Origin of the sequence: Treponema pallidum subsp. pallidum str. Nichols (genome assembly GCF_000410535.2) — a bacterium.
Taxonomy (GTDB): Bacteria; Spirochaetota; Spirochaetia; order Treponematales; family Treponemataceae; genus Treponema; species Treponema pallidum.
Map to the genome: position 1 here is coordinate 75,078 of NC_021490.2, position 14,659 is coordinate 89,736.

Sequence of the window (14,659 nt, forward strand, 5' to 3'; positions counted from 1 at the left end):
CCATGCTCGTTCCTGTTTTTCAGGAAAGTTTCTTTGAGGCAGCCAGCGCTTTTGCCTTGCTCGAGTAGAGCTGTACGCAGTCCCAGGGTAACCAACCTCTTTCTACGTTCACCCACAGCGCTGACTCTTTATCCTTTGAAAGCAAATCAATGCCGAGCACTGGAAATATGTCTTTGCGCCGTGCGTACGCAATGACGATCCCCGTGACACCTGGTTTGTCACGAAGCAAAACATAAGCCTTGGTGATTACTGCGAAGCGACGCGCTTCTCCAATTGGAGAGCTCGAGGGGAACCGTACATCTTCCAGTGAATTTTTCCGCACACAGGCGGAAGTGCTGCTGAGTACGAGCAGTACCAACGCCCATGTGCGGCGCTGCAGCACGGGGATACCGCGTACCTTCATAGAAAAAGCGTCGGCGCAAACAGAAGGTGTAGAATGCTCGCTGCGAGAGAAAACAATCCCAAGGGTTTGGCATACTGCACCAGCGTGCGCGGAATAGGTGACGGCTTGGAAAGGGCCACACAATACCGATGTAGAAAAAGAGCACATCCTGTACCGCCGGCAAGGGTGGGTATGAGATCCCCAAGCACGGGAAGTTGGGCACCGATAGGATTAACGCACTTGCACACTGCGGCAATTCCCGAGAGAAGCGCCAGCACTAGAGAGAAAGTCGCGTCATACAGAAAGGGACAGTCGTGCGCACTCTCCTCTTGGGAGTCGAGCACCGTGAGGATAAAGCCTATCGCAGCGTTGGTCGCCACAGATAAAAAGTAAAACGGTAACATGATGGTCTCCTCTTACATGTGGCATGACATTGCCATATTTGAATATGCACTCAGGATGTTTGTTCAGTGAAACACAGAGCATCTTTACACATATCCACCACGATAGTTGAGCCGCCTCTGAATCGGCCACTGAGAATCTCACGCGCTAGGGCATTTTCCAATTCCGTTTGGATTGCACGCTTCAGTGGTCGTGCTCCGAAAGTGTCGTCGTATCCGCGCTCCGCAAGATAGGCTTTCGCCGCGTCACGCACACGAAGTTTTATATGTCGACTTTCCAAACGCTCCACTACCATCTGCAGTTGGATGTCTGTGATGAGGCGAATATGTTTCCGTGTGAGACGCTTAAAAATTAACACTTCGTCAATCCGGTTTAAGAATTCTGGGCGAAAGTATGTGTGCAGTAATCCCCGTATCTGCTCTGGTAGAGTTTGTTCTTCTGTAGATTGTGTCTCGGGTACAGGCAAGTCCGACGTGTGTGTGCGCGACTCGCGTGCAGAAAGAATATGCTCTGATCCGATATTGCTGGTCATGATGATGATCGTGTTGCGGAAATCCACCACCCTTCCTTGGCCGTCAGTCAAGCGCCCATCGTCGAGTATTTGCAGGAATATATTAAACACATCCTGGTGCGCTTTCTCTACTTCATCAAAAAGAAGTACGCTGTAGGGTCTACGTCGTACCGCTTCTGTCAATTGTCCCCCCTCGTCATAGCCCACATACCCCGGGGGCGCGCCAATGAGTCGGCTGATCGCGTGTTTTTCCATGTATTCACTCATATCGATACGCGTCAGTGCACGCTCATCGTTGAAAAGAAAATCAGCTAACGTACGTGCAAGTTCTGTCTTTCCTACCCCCGTGGGACCGACACATAAGAAACTGCCAAGAGGACGGCGCGTATCAGAAAGTCCTGCCTTATTACGACGAATCGCGTCGGAAATTACCCGCACTGCTTCGTCCTGCCCTACCACACGTTGCATGAGTACTGACTCAAGCTGCAGATATTTCTGTTGCTCGCTTGCCATCATTTTGGATACCGGAATTCCGGTCCACATAGAAATAATTTTCGCAATGTCCTCTTCACACACTTCCTCGCGCAAGAGCTGTCCTTCTAGACCGGATTTTTTCTCTACTTCTGCAGTAAGAAGCATGATTTTTTTTTCAAGTTCTGGAATTTTGCCATACCGAAGTTCTGCAGCCTTGTTCAGGTCCCCTTCACGTGAAAACATGGTTTCCTCAATGCGGAGACGCTCAAGCTCCTCTTTGTAGCGGCGTGACTCTTCTATCCTCCCTTTCTCATTTTGCCATTGGACCTGCATTGCAGCACGGCGCTCTAGGAAGCCTGCGAGCTCTTTTTCTAACTTTTCCAAACGTTCCTTTGAAGCCGGATCACTTTCTTTAAGGAGAGAGGCCTTTTCGATATTCAGCTGTAATATCTTGCGCTCCACCTGGTCTAGCTCAACAGGCTGACTTTCAATTTCCATTTTCAGGCGGCTTGCTGCTTCATCCACCAGATCAATCGCCTTATCTGGTAAAAAGCGGTTGGTGATGTAACGGTCAGACAAAACGGTTGCTGCAACAAGCGCTTCATCTTTGATACGTACCCCGTGATGCACTTCGTACTTTTCTTGCAAACCGCGCAGGATAGCAATGGTGTCCTCCACCGTAGGCTGTACGCAGTACACTTGCTGAAAGCGGCGTTCGAGCGCTGCGTCCTTTTCGATATATTTGCGATATTCGTTGAGCGTGGTTGCGCCGATTGAACGCAATTCACCGCGCGCAAGCGCAGGTTTCAGAAGGTTCGACGCATCCATAGATCCCTCACTTGCGCCGGCGCCTACGAGCGTGTGTAGTTCATCAATGAATAAAATAACGCCACCGTCGCTTTTCTGTACCGCTTCAATTACCGCTTTTAGTCGTTCTTCAAATTCCCCGCGGAACTTTGCACCGGCAACCAATGCGCCGAGGTCAAGGGAAAGCAAACGCTTTCCCTTGAGGCTTTCTGGTACGTCTCCTGAAACGATACGGCGTGCAAGTCCCTCGACAATAGCGGTTTTCCCTACGCCGGGTTCTCCAATAAGCACTGGGTTATTTTTTGTACGACGTGAGAGTACCTGCATAACGCGCCGGATCTCTTCATCACGTCCAATAACCGGATCTATTTTTTCTTCTCGGGCGAGGGTAGTAAGATCTCGGCAGTATTTCTCCAAGCACTGGAATGTTGATTCTGGATCCTGGCTCGTAACGCGCTTGCTGCCGCGTATATCTTTGAGGGCGGCACTGATAGTTTTACTGGTAATGCCCTGACTGTGAAGGAGACGTGCAGTGTTGCTATCTGTCTCACTTATGGCAAGCAGGAGATGTTCGCAGGAGACATATTCATCTTGGTTCTTGAGCGCGAGGCGTTCTGCACGTGCACAGGCTTTGCTCAGCGTTGGTGCACAGCGCGTTTGGGCGGCAGGACCGGTAACACGTGGTTTGCGGCGCAGGCATTGGAGTAATTCATCGTACAGGAAGTCCGGTTTTGCCCCAATTTTTTCAATGAGCGGAGAGATAATCCCGTCTTTCTGGGAAAGTAGGGCGTGGAGTAGATGTTCCTCCTCAACTTGACCGTGGTTCTCCGCTTCTGCCAGAGATATGGCGTCATTGAGCGCTTCGCTTGCTTTGACTGTGTACCTGTCTGTGTTCATGGCGTGATTATAGGTCTTTTGAACGCTTTTTTCTCGTCATCGGTATGTTTTTTCTACCGCTTGCAGGGGACTTACGGGAGTAGTCGCGGTGGAGAACAGGGGTGTACATGGTATGCGGTGCGCTTTGGCAGGCCGCGGTAAGGCGTAGCCTTTTATATTTTCTTGTTTTGAAGTAGGCTCCTGCGAGTTGGGAGGTTGGGAATATGGAAAAAACGTTAACGCTTTTTGGGAGCAACCATTGTGGACAATGCGCTACGGCGCTTGAGTATTTGCGGAGCAATCACATTAACTTTGAGTACGTGGATATCACCGGCAGCGGGAAGAACCTCAAGCGTTTTTTAAAGATGCGTGATTCAATGCCACTCTTTGATGACGTGAAGAAGGAAGGGCGCATTGGTATCCCGTGTCTTTCGGTGAACGACGGAGAACAGGTCTTCCTTGGTGTGGAAGGTTTGGACCTCTCGGCGTTTCGCTAGGGGTTAGTGGGCCGGTGTGTTCGGGGGCGTGATGTCGTCCCCCTCTTTGCGCTCTTTTCGGGCGACCAGCTAGGCGGTTTGCTCTGCTTCAAAGCTGCTCTGGAGCGTCTGTGCGGTTGTGCGCAGCTGCTGTTCAGATTGAATGCGGAAGAAGGAGAGGAGGCTGCGTGGGATCTGCTCGTAAGGAGTTTCGCCGTCGAGAAAGCGGATGGTCATGTTTGCAAACGCCACGGTGGAGATGAGCGGCTTATATTCCTCAGGAGCGTGTGGCAGATTGTGGTGAAAGCGAATGGTGTTGATAACCGGTTCAGGTAGATTCCAGCGCTGTGCGAGCGCCGCGCCAATTTCCGCGTGGCCTACGTCGGACATGATGGTGTCGAGCACATGCGGGGGTATGTTACGCTCCGCCTGAATTTCTGTGAGTTTGATGAGCATCTCAGGGTATGCGGAGGTGAAAACGACTTCCCCCAGGTTGTGCAGGAGGCCGCAGATGTAAGAGTCTGCGATGAGCGCCTGGTCGCCAGTGGCTTTGGCAAGACCGAGCGCAAAGTAGCCGGTGCGGTATGCTTGGTTCCACAGCTGCTTTCGCTCATCGTCGGTAGACTGCAGCACGCGCCCGGCGCCGACTGAGTACAACAGATTCTGTAATCCGCGCAGCCCGACGCGCTTCACCGCTTCGCTGATATCCAAACAACGTTTGTTCATACCGAAGCGCGCGGAGTTGACGAGTTTGAGAAGGTCGGTTACGAGCGCTACGTCTTGGCTAATGAGAGCTACAATGTCTGAGAGTTGGACGTCAGGATTTTCAATGGCGCGTTGAATTTCCAGTAGTTTGCTTGGCAGCTGGGGTATGTCGTCGATGCGGTCGGCGATAGACGCGGCAAGCTTTGTGGTTTGAGTTTGGATCTCAATGTTGCGGGGAACTACCATGCGCGAAATGGTTCGATCCTCTTCCACTACGAGGCGGTACACGTCTTCCTCAAGTCCGAGCTTTTTGAGCATGAGCATCATAATTACGAGCCCGAGGCCGGCCCCCTCGGAATTGTCCAGGATGTGCGCGAGTGCCTCTTCCAAACCAGAATAACGGCGCGCACGAACGCGCTTGTCAAAAACGCGCTTAAATTCCATGGGAGTCATTTTGCAGTTATTGATCACCTCGATGACAAGCGCATGTGAGAGCACCTGCATGGTCACCTTTACGTACAACCCCTCCTGTTGTTGGAGCTTGAGGTAATGATTGATGTTCTCAAGGCTTTCTTCCTTGAAGCTTTTCATACCGCGCTTGTAGTCCTGTGGATCAAAGATGTCCAGTCCTTTTTCGCGGAAGTAAATACGCTTGGTGTTGGCCTTTTTCGCGTTTGTGGTGAGTTCACTAATGCAGTACGTTAAATAATCCTTCACGTGCGGCTGGCCAATGAGATCTAGGATTGTTTTTGCCACCTGTCCAATATAGATGTCCATATCACGGGGGAGCGTATAGGTGGTGATGGCAATCGGGAGCTGCAGTTCAATTGCCTTACGAATTTTTTCAGTGTCAACAACTATTTGTGTATCACACATGGGCAGACTGTACACGCTGTGTATGCTTTTGACAACACGCGCGAAATGCACAGCTTTCCCTGTGCCAGAATGCAAACGCGTGTGGGTGCGGTGTATGTCTTTGTTGACAACGGGGAGAAAAGCGTACGAGAATCTGCCCCGTTAGGTTGAAGGGGGAGCAAACTGTACGTGCTCATGTAATCTTTGTTTTCCCGTATCGATATGGGGTGCGATGCGCGCGGTGGATACGCTCCTTCTCGACTGAGGTCGCAAGATTTTGTAGGACTGCGTAGGGGCGTGCGTCGATTGGTGTGGTGCTATGTGTCGTGCTGGTTTGATGTATCAGGACTGGGGTGTGAGGGGAAAAACGGACAGGATGTGCTTTGCGCGGAGTCGGTTGTTTTCCCGTGGTGCGGTGGGCACGGTGTGCTGCACTGTGTTGTTTCTCGCGTGTCGTGTGCGCACTCCTTCTTCCGTGCCTCTGCGTTCTGGATCGGTCCGTGCCGCAGTACCCGAGGCCACATCCTTTCACTGGCGGCGCTATGCGGGTACGCGCCTGCGCGTGTGTTTTCCGTACCATGCTTCTTATCGCGCACTCAAAGCGATTGTTCCGGAATTCGAGTCACTGACGGGTATCGCTGTTGAAATTGACTGGCTTCAGTATGCGCGCATGCACGATAAGCAGGTACTCGAACTGAGTAAACCGCGTGGTGACTATGACCTTATCGCTATGCTGTGTACGTGGAAGACGGAGTACGCGTCGCGCGGGCTACTCCGGTCACTCGATTCGTTTTTTCAAAATCCTTCCCTGTGTATGCCGCATTACGATTTTGAAGATCTCATTCCTGTGTACGTAGAGACAATCGGGTATGTAGGTGGACGCAAACCCTGGCTTGGGGGTCCGGGTGCGTTTTTGTGCGCCGTGCCCTTTGGAGCGGAGACGAGTATACTTGCCTACCGCAAAGATATCTTCCACAAGTACCGCATCAAGGTACCAGAAAATTATGATGAGCTTTTGGATGCCTGTAAGAGACTGCGTGAACGCGCGCAACTATACGGTCTTGCAAGCCGCGGCGCTTCAGGACAGCAGGCGTTGCACGCATATTTACTACACGCCGCACCCTTTGGTGCTAAGGTGTTGGACGATTCTTTAGTTCCTGCATTCCATCGTTCGCGTTCTATCGCCACATTACGGTGGATGCAAGAAATGTTCGCGTACGGTCCACCGGGTATGGCGAGTTTTGCCCAAAACGAAGCATTGCAGGCCTTTTTGCAAGGGCAGACGGGGATGTACTTGGATACCAATATGATTGGACCGTTAGTTCGTGATCCGACACGCTCAGCCATACGCCCGCACCATGTGGGATTTGCGTTGCACCCGATGGCGCAGGTGCGTGCAGGAGAAGTTGGCGGCTTCGGGCTTGCAATTCCACACAATAGTGCTGCGCCCGAAGCAGCGTTCTTGCTTTTGCAGTGGATTACGGCGCCGCAAACAGGACGGCGAGTGGTGGAACAGGGTGCGCTACCATTCCGCCAGTCGCAGCTTGCGGACCGCGCATTGCGTGCACGTTTTGCTGAGTTTGAGGTATTAGAGCGTCAGCTTGCACATTGCGATCCAGATTGGCGTCCTATCGTGCCTACCTGGGGGGAGTTGGGAACCCTTTTGGGAATTGGGATAAATGAGGTGCTCACCGGTGTGAGTGAGCCAGAGGAAGCGATGAGCGCATTAGTGCTGCCGGCACGTCGTATTCTCCGTCGTCACGCGCACGCACGTTATGTGCCGTAAAAAGTCTCTTCTTCTTGGGGGAAGAGAGGGCAGAAAAGATGCTGGATATGAGCGGAAACAGAATGACGTGTTCTATCTGTGGAGCGCGTTACGTTGGGTAGCGTAAGAGGGGGAGTGCGTGGGGAAGAGTATGAGCAAACCACGTGATACCGTAAGCGCGTATTGTTTTAGCGCTCCAGCGCTTGTATTGCTGATGTTCGTGCTGGTGTTGCCGGCCTTTTTGGGGCTCCGTATGAGTTTTTTTCAGTGGCAACTGAGCGCGTTGCGCACGCAACCTGTATTTGTGGGTTTTGAAAATTACCGGGAGCTTTTCTCCAGTATTCACTTTTGGGCCAGTGTAAGAACGACGCTTGTCTTTACGCTCTCAGTGGTGGTGCTTGAGGTTGTACTTGGACTTGCACTCGCGCTGGTGTTGGAACACGGAGTACCCGGGTTGCGTTTTTTTCGTACAGTGTTTGTGTTGCCGATGATGATCGCTCCCGTGGTGGTGGGAGTGCTCTGGGGGTTTTTGTATCACCCACAGTTTGGTAAAATCAACTACGCCTTGCAGGCTTTTGAGCTTGGACCGGTATTGTGGCTTGCGAATCCGCGTCTTGCGCTTTTGTCTGTGATACTCACTGATGTGTGGCAATGGACGCCTTTCGTATTCCTTGTGTTGCTTGCAGGTTTGCAGGGTATTCCGCAACATCTTTTGTATGCGGCGAAAGTGGACGGAGCAAATTATATGCAAACACTCCTGCATATAAAGATTCCACATATTGCGCCTGTGCTTGGCATTGCGACCGTCCTCCGTTTGATAGATTCTTTCCGTGGTTTGGTAGTGATTATGACACTGACAAATGGTGGTCCGGGAGTTGCAACAGAAATCCTGCCGCTTCACTTGCAGCGTATTGCCTTTGAGGATCACCGTCTGGGTAAAGCATCGGCAGTTGCTGTGCTTCTGTTTCTCCTGACAAGTCTTTTGACTTGTATTTTCATTCTCCTTACGATGAGGAGACAGGCGCGGTGAGGGTTGCGTACGGGTTAGATAAGAGCAGGAGCAGATAGCATGAACATGATTTTTTTGAAGTGGCGTACCGCGTTGGTGTTGTGTCTGTTAAGCTGTATTGCGTTGGTGAGTATGTTCCCTCTCTATGAAATGGTAGCTACTTCTTTGAAGCGTGATGCGGACGCATTTCGGTTGCCGCCAGCATGGTTTTTTATACCAACAATTGAAAACTATCGGCAACTCTTGCAGGAACATCATTTTGGACGTGCCCTGTATAACAGCTTGGTGGTGACGTTGAGTTCCACGGTGGTGAGTGTCAGTGCAGGGGCTGCAGCAGCGTATGCAATGCAGCGCTTTCGGTACCGAGGTAAAAAGGCAATCACGGTGGCGTTGTTGCTCTTGCGAGTGATTCCGCCGGTTGTGCTTGTAATTCCTATCTTTGTGTGGTGGACTGCGCTCGGGTTAGTGAATTCTTTAGCAGGACTTGCGCTCGTGTATGGTGCGCTCAATGTTCCATTTAATGTGTGGGTAATCACTACCTTTGTTGCGGAAATTCCCCCTTCGCTGGATGAATCTGCAAAATTGGATGGATGTTCTCACTGGATGATTTTTACCCGCATTGTGATGCCACTGATTACACCCGCACTTGCGGTGGTGAGTATTTTTACATTTCGTTTTGCATGGAATGAGTATATGCTTGGATTTGCGCTGACCAATCGGAAAACACGGACACTGCCGGTGGCACTTTCACTTTTTCTCACGGATAGTGGTGTCGAATGGGGGCGGATTACCGCAGCAGCAACGCTGATTGCAATTCCTGCATGTGTTTTTACCTTTGCGGCGGCGAAGTACTTGGTGGTGGGTTTGACCGCAGGTGCGGTAAAGGGATAAACACTCTGCGCGGGTGAGTACGTGCAGCAGATATGTGCGGCGCATCCCTGGGAGACTGCGTCGGGTCGTGTGCGCGTGTCAATGCGTTGTATGTAGGGAGAGATGGGGTGGGTGCAGAAAATGTATGGGGCTGTGGTAGGTCTGCGGTGAGAGAGAGTGCGCACCGGGATGGCATCTACATCGTTGGCGCAGGATTCGCAGGGAGTGTCCTTGCCCGTGAGATCCAAACGAAAAAAGTACTCGGCACAGTTATTGCTTTTTTGGATGACGATCCGTGCAAAATCGGATCGAATCTTCACGGTGTCCCGGTGCTTGGTCCCATTTTTGAAGTTGCCCGGATTGTGCGTATTACTCCGCATGATCACGCGCTGATTGCAATTCCTTCTATCTCCATTGAGCGTTTGCGTGACATTTACCTGACGCTGCGCGCTGCGGGGTTTACGGTTATCAAACTTCTGCCGGCGCTTGCTCAAATCATCGATGGTACTGCGCATTTAGTGCAAACACGTGAAATTGATCCGCAGGATTTACTCACGCGCACACCGGTGACCATTAATCTTAAAAAGAGCCTGGCGTACCTATGCGGGAAACGCGTGTTAGTTACTGGTGCTGGAGGATCTATCGGCAGCGAACTAGCCTGTCAGTTGCTCTCTGGTGATGTGGAGCGTCTCTATTTGTTCGGTCATGGAGAGAACTCCATCTACCAAATCGATAAAAAAATTCGTAGGCTGCAGGAAGAGGGTGTTGGATCTCGCACAGTTATTGTTCCTGTTATTGGCGATTTAAAGGATGCTGCGTACGTGCGCTATCTTATCGAGCAGCTGCGCTGCGATGCGGTTTTTCATGCTGCCGCGTATAAGCACGTTCCTATGATGGAACTCAATCCTGTTTCAGTGATTGAAAATAATGTCTTCGGCACCAAATTCTTGCTCGATGCCTGTATTGCGTGTAGGGTTAAGCGCTTTGTACTTTTGTCCACTGACAAGGCCGTGGATCCTGTTTCTATCTACGGAGTATCTAAGATGCTCAACGAGAAGAATGTCTTGTATGCTGCTGAGCGTGTGCGCGATTTCGGTCACGATGCCGCGTATATGTTTGTCCGTTTTGGAAACGTATTGGGTTCCCGTGGTTCTATCATGCCGCTCTTTATTGAACAAATAAAGAAAGGGGGGCCCGTTACCGTGACAGATCCTGCCATGACACGATTCTTTATGACTATTCCCGAAGCGTGTTCACTCGTTTTGCAAGTCGGTGGAGTAGGAGTAAATGGAGCGTCGTATCTTTTGGACATGGGGGAGCCTGTGAGCATTATGGAGACTGCGCAGCAACTTATTCGCTATTTTGGTTACGAGCCAGACAGAGATATTCCTATCCACGTGGTGGGCTTGCGTCCTGGCGAGCGTCTCAGTGAGCCACTCGTTTCCAAAGACGAGCGTATAGAGCCGACGGTATATCCAAAGGTTCTGCGTTTGCGTGAACGTGAACCTTTGGATTTTGCGCACCTTGAACGCCTGTGGGATCAACTGTATCCTTACTGTTTCCCTTCAGGAGAAAAGGTGCGGTACCGGCACAAAGAAGGACTTGTCCGCGTGCTATGCGACTCGTGCGCGACACTGAAACAGCGGTATATGCCAAATAGCGAGGCATAGGAAAATGGAAGGTACCGTGAAAAAAAAGAAAGAGGGTGTTCGTGATGATAACGCGCAGCATGCGGTGTTCAACAAACAAGTGCCGTTTTTTGTGCCCTCGTTTTCTGAAGCGGAAGAGCGCGCAGTCTGCGATGTGTTGCGTTCAGGATGGATTACGACGGGAACACAAGCACTCGCGTTTGAAAAAGAGTTTGCCGCGTATGTGGGTGCTCCCTATGCGTGTGCGGTTAACTCAGCTACCAGTGGTTTGCTTCTCACCTTTGATGCAATGGGCATTGGGCCGGATAGTAAGATACTTACCAGTCCTTATACGTTTGTGTCTACGGCGAGCTCTGCACTCCACCTAGGTGCGCAGGTGGTGTACGCCGATATCGAGCGCGACTCTTATAATATCAGTGCAGAGTGTGTTGAAGCGTGTTTAAAAAAGGATGCGCGCATCCGTGCTATTGTACCCATCCATATTGCCGGGAATGTATGCAATATGCGTGATCTCAATGCTCTTGCGCGTAAGTATCAAGTGGCAGTGGTGGAAGATGCAGCACACGCTTTTCCATCGAAGACTGCGTGTGGGTATGCAGGCACACTGTCACATGCGGGGGTATTTTCCTTTTATGCCACCAAGCCGTTAACCACCGGTGAAGGAGGTATGGTTTGCACAAATGATGCGAAGCTTGCAGCGCGTATTGCGTGTTTGCGTTCACATGGCATTGACCGGGCTATTTGGGATCGGTACACAAATGGCACCGCACCGTGGCGTTATGACGTAACAAGCCTTGGGTGGAAGTGTAACCTGCCGGATATTTTAGCAGCAATTGGACGCGTACAGTTGCAGAAGGCGGCGCATCTTTTTGCACAACGCGCGCGTATTGCCGCCGCGTTCACGCGTGCTTTTTCTCGTTATGAATTTTTTTGTACTCCGCCTGATGGGGATGGAAACGCGTGGCATTTGTATTTGTTGCGCTTAGTTCCTGGAACGCTTTCTGTTTCTCGGGACGAGTTCGTCAGATTATTGCAGGAACGGGGATTGGGCGTTTCTATGCATTTTATTCCTCATTTCGAGATGACGTTTTTTAAGAAAAGTCTGTGTGTACGAGCGGAAGATTTCCCTGAGTGTGCGCACAAGTATCAGCACACGCTTACGCTTCCGTTGTGGCCGGGAATGGATGACAGTTGCGTGGCGTATGTGATAGAGACCGTGGTGCGCACCGCACAAGAATGTGCAAAGGGAAGAGCATATATATGAGCGTGTTCGTTTCAGACGGTGCGCGCACAGGGAGCGTCTATGCACAGCTTGTCCGTGCGCCGCGCGTTGCAGGATTGCTGCTGAACATAGATATTCCCTCTCTCCCTGACGGGTACTCTTTTTATACTGCAGCACATATTCCCGGATGCAATGCCGTTCGGTGTGGGGAAAATACTGTGCCGGTTTTTGCGCATGGAGAGGTGGTGTACGCAGGGGAACCGGTGGGTATCCTCATTGGGCCTGATGAGCATGTGGTACGTAATTTAGTGCAAGATGTGGTGGTGCATACGTGCGCAGAGCGGGCCTGTGCGTCGGAAATACTCTGTGGAATCAGTGAAGGGGAACCCCTCGCTCAAAAGGTGGCGGTGCAAGGAGATGCAGAAACTGCTTTTAAACGCGCATCACACACGGTATGCTCCTCTTGTACATTTGAGCCGCGTGTACACTACTTTGCGGAAATGCCAGAAGTACAGGCACTACCCGACGCGCACGGTCTGCACGTGTACGCTGCTACGCAGTGGCCTGCGCACATGAGAAAAACTATCGCGCAGGTACTGAATATTTCTGAGCATGCGGTGCACGTACATCCGCAGCAGGAAGCGCTTTCCTGTGATGGGAGAATATGGTTCCCCTCAGTGATGGCAAGTCAGGCGGCGCTTGCAGCCTATTGTGCGAAAAAGCCGGTACGCTTGTCTTTTTCCTTTCAAGAGTATGTGCAGTACTGTCCTAAGACTCCCAAGATTACCATTGCACATCGCACGGCGCTCAACGCCGCGCATGCGGTAGAAGGTATGTTTGTTTTTATCTCCCTCGATGCAGGAGCGGGGAATTTATTGATCGATCGTATGGTTGCGCATATGGTCCATACTGCATTAGGAAATTATGAAATTCCTCGGTACCGCATTGAATGCACAGCGTTTCGTTCAAATGTTGGATTAACGGATGTTTTTAATGGATGGGCAGATGCATACACTTCTAATGCATTAGAAATGCATATTAATCAGTTATGTGCTGAGCTTCATATATTCCCTGACGAGTGGCGTGTGGCGCACATGAAAGATACGCGGGAAACACAGCGTTTTGCGCGGTTGCTCGCCTATCTGTGTGAGGAAGGAGATTTTCGTCGAAAGCACGCAGCCTTCAGCATGGTCAATGCAGTACGAAAAGCACATGACACCCATGCCTGGCGTGGTATTGGACTCGCGTTGGGGTTTCAATATGATCCGTCTGCGATGTTAGCCCGTTCGGGTTTTTCCTATGTATTACAAATGACGCTGCACACTGATGCGCGCATTGTGGTGCACAGCGTTCCGCTTTCTGATTCGTTTAAACGGGTAGTGGTTGCGTTTCTCATCAGAGAGTTTGCGTGTCTGGAGGATGCGATCTTTTTTAAAAGTAGTGATGAGGCGTATGGCGTGGATCTGTTGGGTCCGTCTGTGGAATCAGTGGGGATGAGGGTGTTTGCACGGTTGGTGAGAAAGTGTGTACGAGCAATTCAGAGACAACGCTTCAGAAAGCCACTTCCTATCACGGTACAGGGGTCCTTTAACACGGCCAAGAAGGGGCAGGTGTATCAAGTGGTGACTGTTGCTAAGTCAGATGTTTCGGTGCCCGATGCGCAATCTGAGCAGTGTGCCTCAAAGGTACCTGTGACTGCTGATACTAGCGGAAAATGTGAGGATATGAACGGTTTTACCAAAATGCACGGAATGAGCACGCACACTCCTGCAGCCTGTATTATTGAACTCGAATTAGATGCGTTGTGCGTGCAACCTAAGATTGTCAGGTTGTGGTTTGTTTGCGATCCTGGGTATGTCTTTTGTGAAAAAGATGTGTACCGTACCGTGAGTCGAAGCATTACTCGTGCGCTTTCGCACGTATCTGTAGAAAAGATTTGGGAGCGTGCGCGCACACCCGAGTATGTTATCATCGATCCATCCGATACTCCTCCCTATCACGTCACCCTTTTGAGTTCAAATGCTGCTGCGCGTGCGGTGGGAACGGTTGCCGAAGGTATTGTTCCTGCTGCGTACTACGCAGCACTGCGGCAAATTTTGCCGATTTCTCAAAACGCTACCCATAAGGTTCCTTTTGTTGCGCGGGATATTTTTTATGAGATGTTTTCCCTCAGTGCAGACGATTCTCTATGAATATTCGCTTTACGTTGAATACAGAACAGGTACATGTGGATGCTATGCCTCATGAGCGTCTTTCGACCGTTTTACGGAGATGTTTTCATCTTCCTTCGATAAAAGGTTCACACGGACATGGAGAGAATGGCGCGTCTACCATTTTGTTTAATGGGGAGGCAGTATCCGCGTATATCATACCCTTTTTTCTTGCGCACGAAACACAGATAGTTACACTTGATTTTTTTCAAAAGACTAAAAGAGGACGGTGGATTGTTGCGTGCTTTGCGCAGCATCATATTTCTTTTTGTGGGTATTGCGATGCAGGAAAAATTCTCACCGCAGAGAGCTTATTACAAAGGAATTCTGTGCCCAACGAAGAAGAGGTAAGACACGCCTTTTCAGGCATGCAATGCCGGTGTACTGATATCAATGCGTTGATTCGAGCACTTCAACGTATGCCTGCTTGTCATGAGTTTTCCTAA

The 14,659-nt window shown here is 50.7% G+C and carries 12 protein-coding genes; 8 read left to right on the forward strand and 4 right to left on the reverse strand.

Annotation, left to right across the window (positions count from 1 at the left end):
* Positions 1 to 19: 19 nt before the first annotated feature.
* From TPANIC_RS00335 to clpB, 3 genes are read right to left on the reverse strand one after another with little or no spacing between them, the layout of a single operon-like run.
* The gene (locus TPANIC_RS00335) at positions 20 to 403 is read right to left on the reverse strand and encodes a hypothetical protein (RefSeq protein WP_014342765.1); all 384 of its coding nucleotides are present in this window, start codon (positions 401 to 403) and stop codon (positions 20 to 22) included.
* The gene (locus TPANIC_RS00340; RefSeq protein ID WP_010881519.1) at positions 400 to 786 is read right to left on the reverse strand and encodes a hypothetical protein; all 387 of its coding nucleotides are present in this window, start codon (positions 784 to 786) and stop codon (positions 400 to 402) included. The genes TPANIC_RS00335 and TPANIC_RS00340 overlap by 4 nt, the downstream gene beginning before the upstream one ends.
* A 50-nt stretch (positions 787 to 836) precedes the next feature.
* Entirely contained in the window at positions 837 to 3,473 is a 2,637-nt protein-coding gene (gene clpB / locus TPANIC_RS00345) for an ATP-dependent chaperone ClpB (RefSeq protein ID WP_010881520.1), read from the reverse strand.
* A 203-nt stretch (positions 3,474 to 3,676) separates the two neighbouring features.
* Between clpB and TPANIC_RS00350 the strand changes: the two genes are divergently transcribed.
* Complete coding sequence (locus TPANIC_RS00350; RefSeq protein ID WP_010881521.1) at positions 3,677 to 3,949, forward strand: glutaredoxin domain-containing protein; 273 nt, start codon at positions 3,677 to 3,679, stop codon at positions 3,947 to 3,949.
* A 69-nt stretch (positions 3,950 to 4,018) separates the two neighbouring features.
* Here TPANIC_RS00350 and TPANIC_RS00355 read toward each other — a convergent pair whose 3' ends face one another.
* Entirely contained in the window at positions 4,019 to 5,560 is a 1,542-nt protein-coding gene (locus tag TPANIC_RS00355) for an HDOD domain-containing protein (RefSeq protein WP_010881522.1), read from the reverse strand.
* A gap of 247 nt (positions 5,561 to 5,807) precedes the next feature.
* On the opposite strand from TPANIC_RS00355, the gene TPANIC_RS00360 reads away from it, so the two are divergent.
* From TPANIC_RS00360 to TPANIC_RS00390, 7 genes are all read left to right on the forward strand, one after another.
* Positions 5,808 to 7,274 (forward strand): extracellular solute-binding protein, encoded by a 1,467-nt coding sequence (locus tag TPANIC_RS00360; protein ID WP_014505399.1) that lies wholly within the window; start codon positions 5,808 to 5,810, stop codon positions 7,272 to 7,274.
* A 118-nt stretch (positions 7,275 to 7,392) separates the two neighbouring features.
* Positions 7,393 to 8,283 carry a carbohydrate ABC transporter permease gene (locus TPANIC_RS00365; protein WP_010881524.1) on the forward strand — a complete coding sequence of 297 codons (891 nt, stop codon included), beginning with the start codon at positions 7,393 to 7,395 and terminating at the stop codon, positions 8,281 to 8,283.
* Positions 8,284 to 8,322: 39 nt separating this feature from the next.
* Positions 8,323 to 9,153 (forward strand): carbohydrate ABC transporter permease, encoded by an 831-nt coding sequence (locus TPANIC_RS00370; RefSeq protein WP_014342258.1) that lies wholly within the window; start codon positions 8,323 to 8,325, stop codon positions 9,151 to 9,153.
* 32 nt (positions 9,154 to 9,185) lie between these two features.
* Positions 9,186 to 10,802, forward strand: a complete 1,617-nt coding sequence (locus tag TPANIC_RS00375) for a polysaccharide biosynthesis protein (protein ID WP_010881526.1) — start codon at positions 9,186 to 9,188, stop codon at positions 10,800 to 10,802.
* Between the two features lie 4 nt (positions 10,803 to 10,806).
* The gene (locus TPANIC_RS00380) at positions 10,807 to 12,045 is read left to right on the forward strand and encodes a DegT/DnrJ/EryC1/StrS aminotransferase family protein (RefSeq protein WP_010881527.1); all 1,239 of its coding nucleotides are present in this window, start codon (positions 10,807 to 10,809) and stop codon (positions 12,043 to 12,045) included.
* Positions 11,973 to 14,195 (forward strand): xanthine dehydrogenase family protein molybdopterin-binding subunit, encoded by a 2,223-nt coding sequence (locus TPANIC_RS00385; RefSeq protein WP_010881528.1) that lies wholly within the window; start codon positions 11,973 to 11,975, stop codon positions 14,193 to 14,195. The genes TPANIC_RS00380 and TPANIC_RS00385 overlap by 73 nt, the downstream gene beginning before the upstream one ends.
* Positions 14,192 to 14,659 carry a (2Fe-2S)-binding protein gene (locus tag TPANIC_RS00390; RefSeq protein ID WP_010881529.1) on the forward strand — a complete coding sequence of 156 codons (468 nt, stop codon included), beginning with the start codon at positions 14,192 to 14,194 and terminating at the stop codon, positions 14,657 to 14,659. Before TPANIC_RS00385 ends, TPANIC_RS00390 begins: the two co-directional genes overlap by 4 nt.

Bases quoted from the DNA above. Each gene is read 5' to 3' on its own strand.
- TPANIC_RS00350 (WP_010881521.1), top strand. From the start codon at position 3,677: ATGGAAAAAACGTTAACGCTTTTTGGGAGCAACCATTGTGGACAATGC.
- clpB (WP_010881520.1), bottom strand. From the start codon at position 3,473: ATGAACACAGACAGGTACACAGTCAAAGCAAGCGAAGCGCTCAATGAC.
- TPANIC_RS00335 (WP_014342765.1), bottom strand. From the start codon at position 403: ATGAAGGTACGCGGTATCCCCGTGCTGCAGCGCCGCACATGGGCGTTG.
- TPANIC_RS00340 (WP_010881519.1), bottom strand. From the start codon at position 786: ATGTTACCGTTTTACTTTTTATCTGTGGCGACCAACGCTGCGATAGGC.
- TPANIC_RS00375 (WP_010881526.1), top strand. From the start codon at position 9,186: ATGTGCGGCGCATCCCTGGGAGACTGCGTCGGGTCGTGTGCGCGTGTC.
- TPANIC_RS00360 (WP_014505399.1), top strand. From the start codon at position 5,808: ATGTGTCGTGCTGGTTTGATGTATCAGGACTGGGGTGTGAGGGGAAAA.
- TPANIC_RS00390 (WP_010881529.1), top strand. From the start codon at position 14,192: ATGAATATTCGCTTTACGTTGAATACAGAACAGGTACATGTGGATGCT.
- TPANIC_RS00370 (WP_014342258.1), top strand. From the start codon at position 8,323: ATGAACATGATTTTTTTGAAGTGGCGTACCGCGTTGGTGTTGTGTCTG.
- TPANIC_RS00380 (WP_010881527.1), top strand. From the start codon at position 10,807: ATGGAAGGTACCGTGAAAAAAAAGAAAGAGGGTGTTCGTGATGATAAC.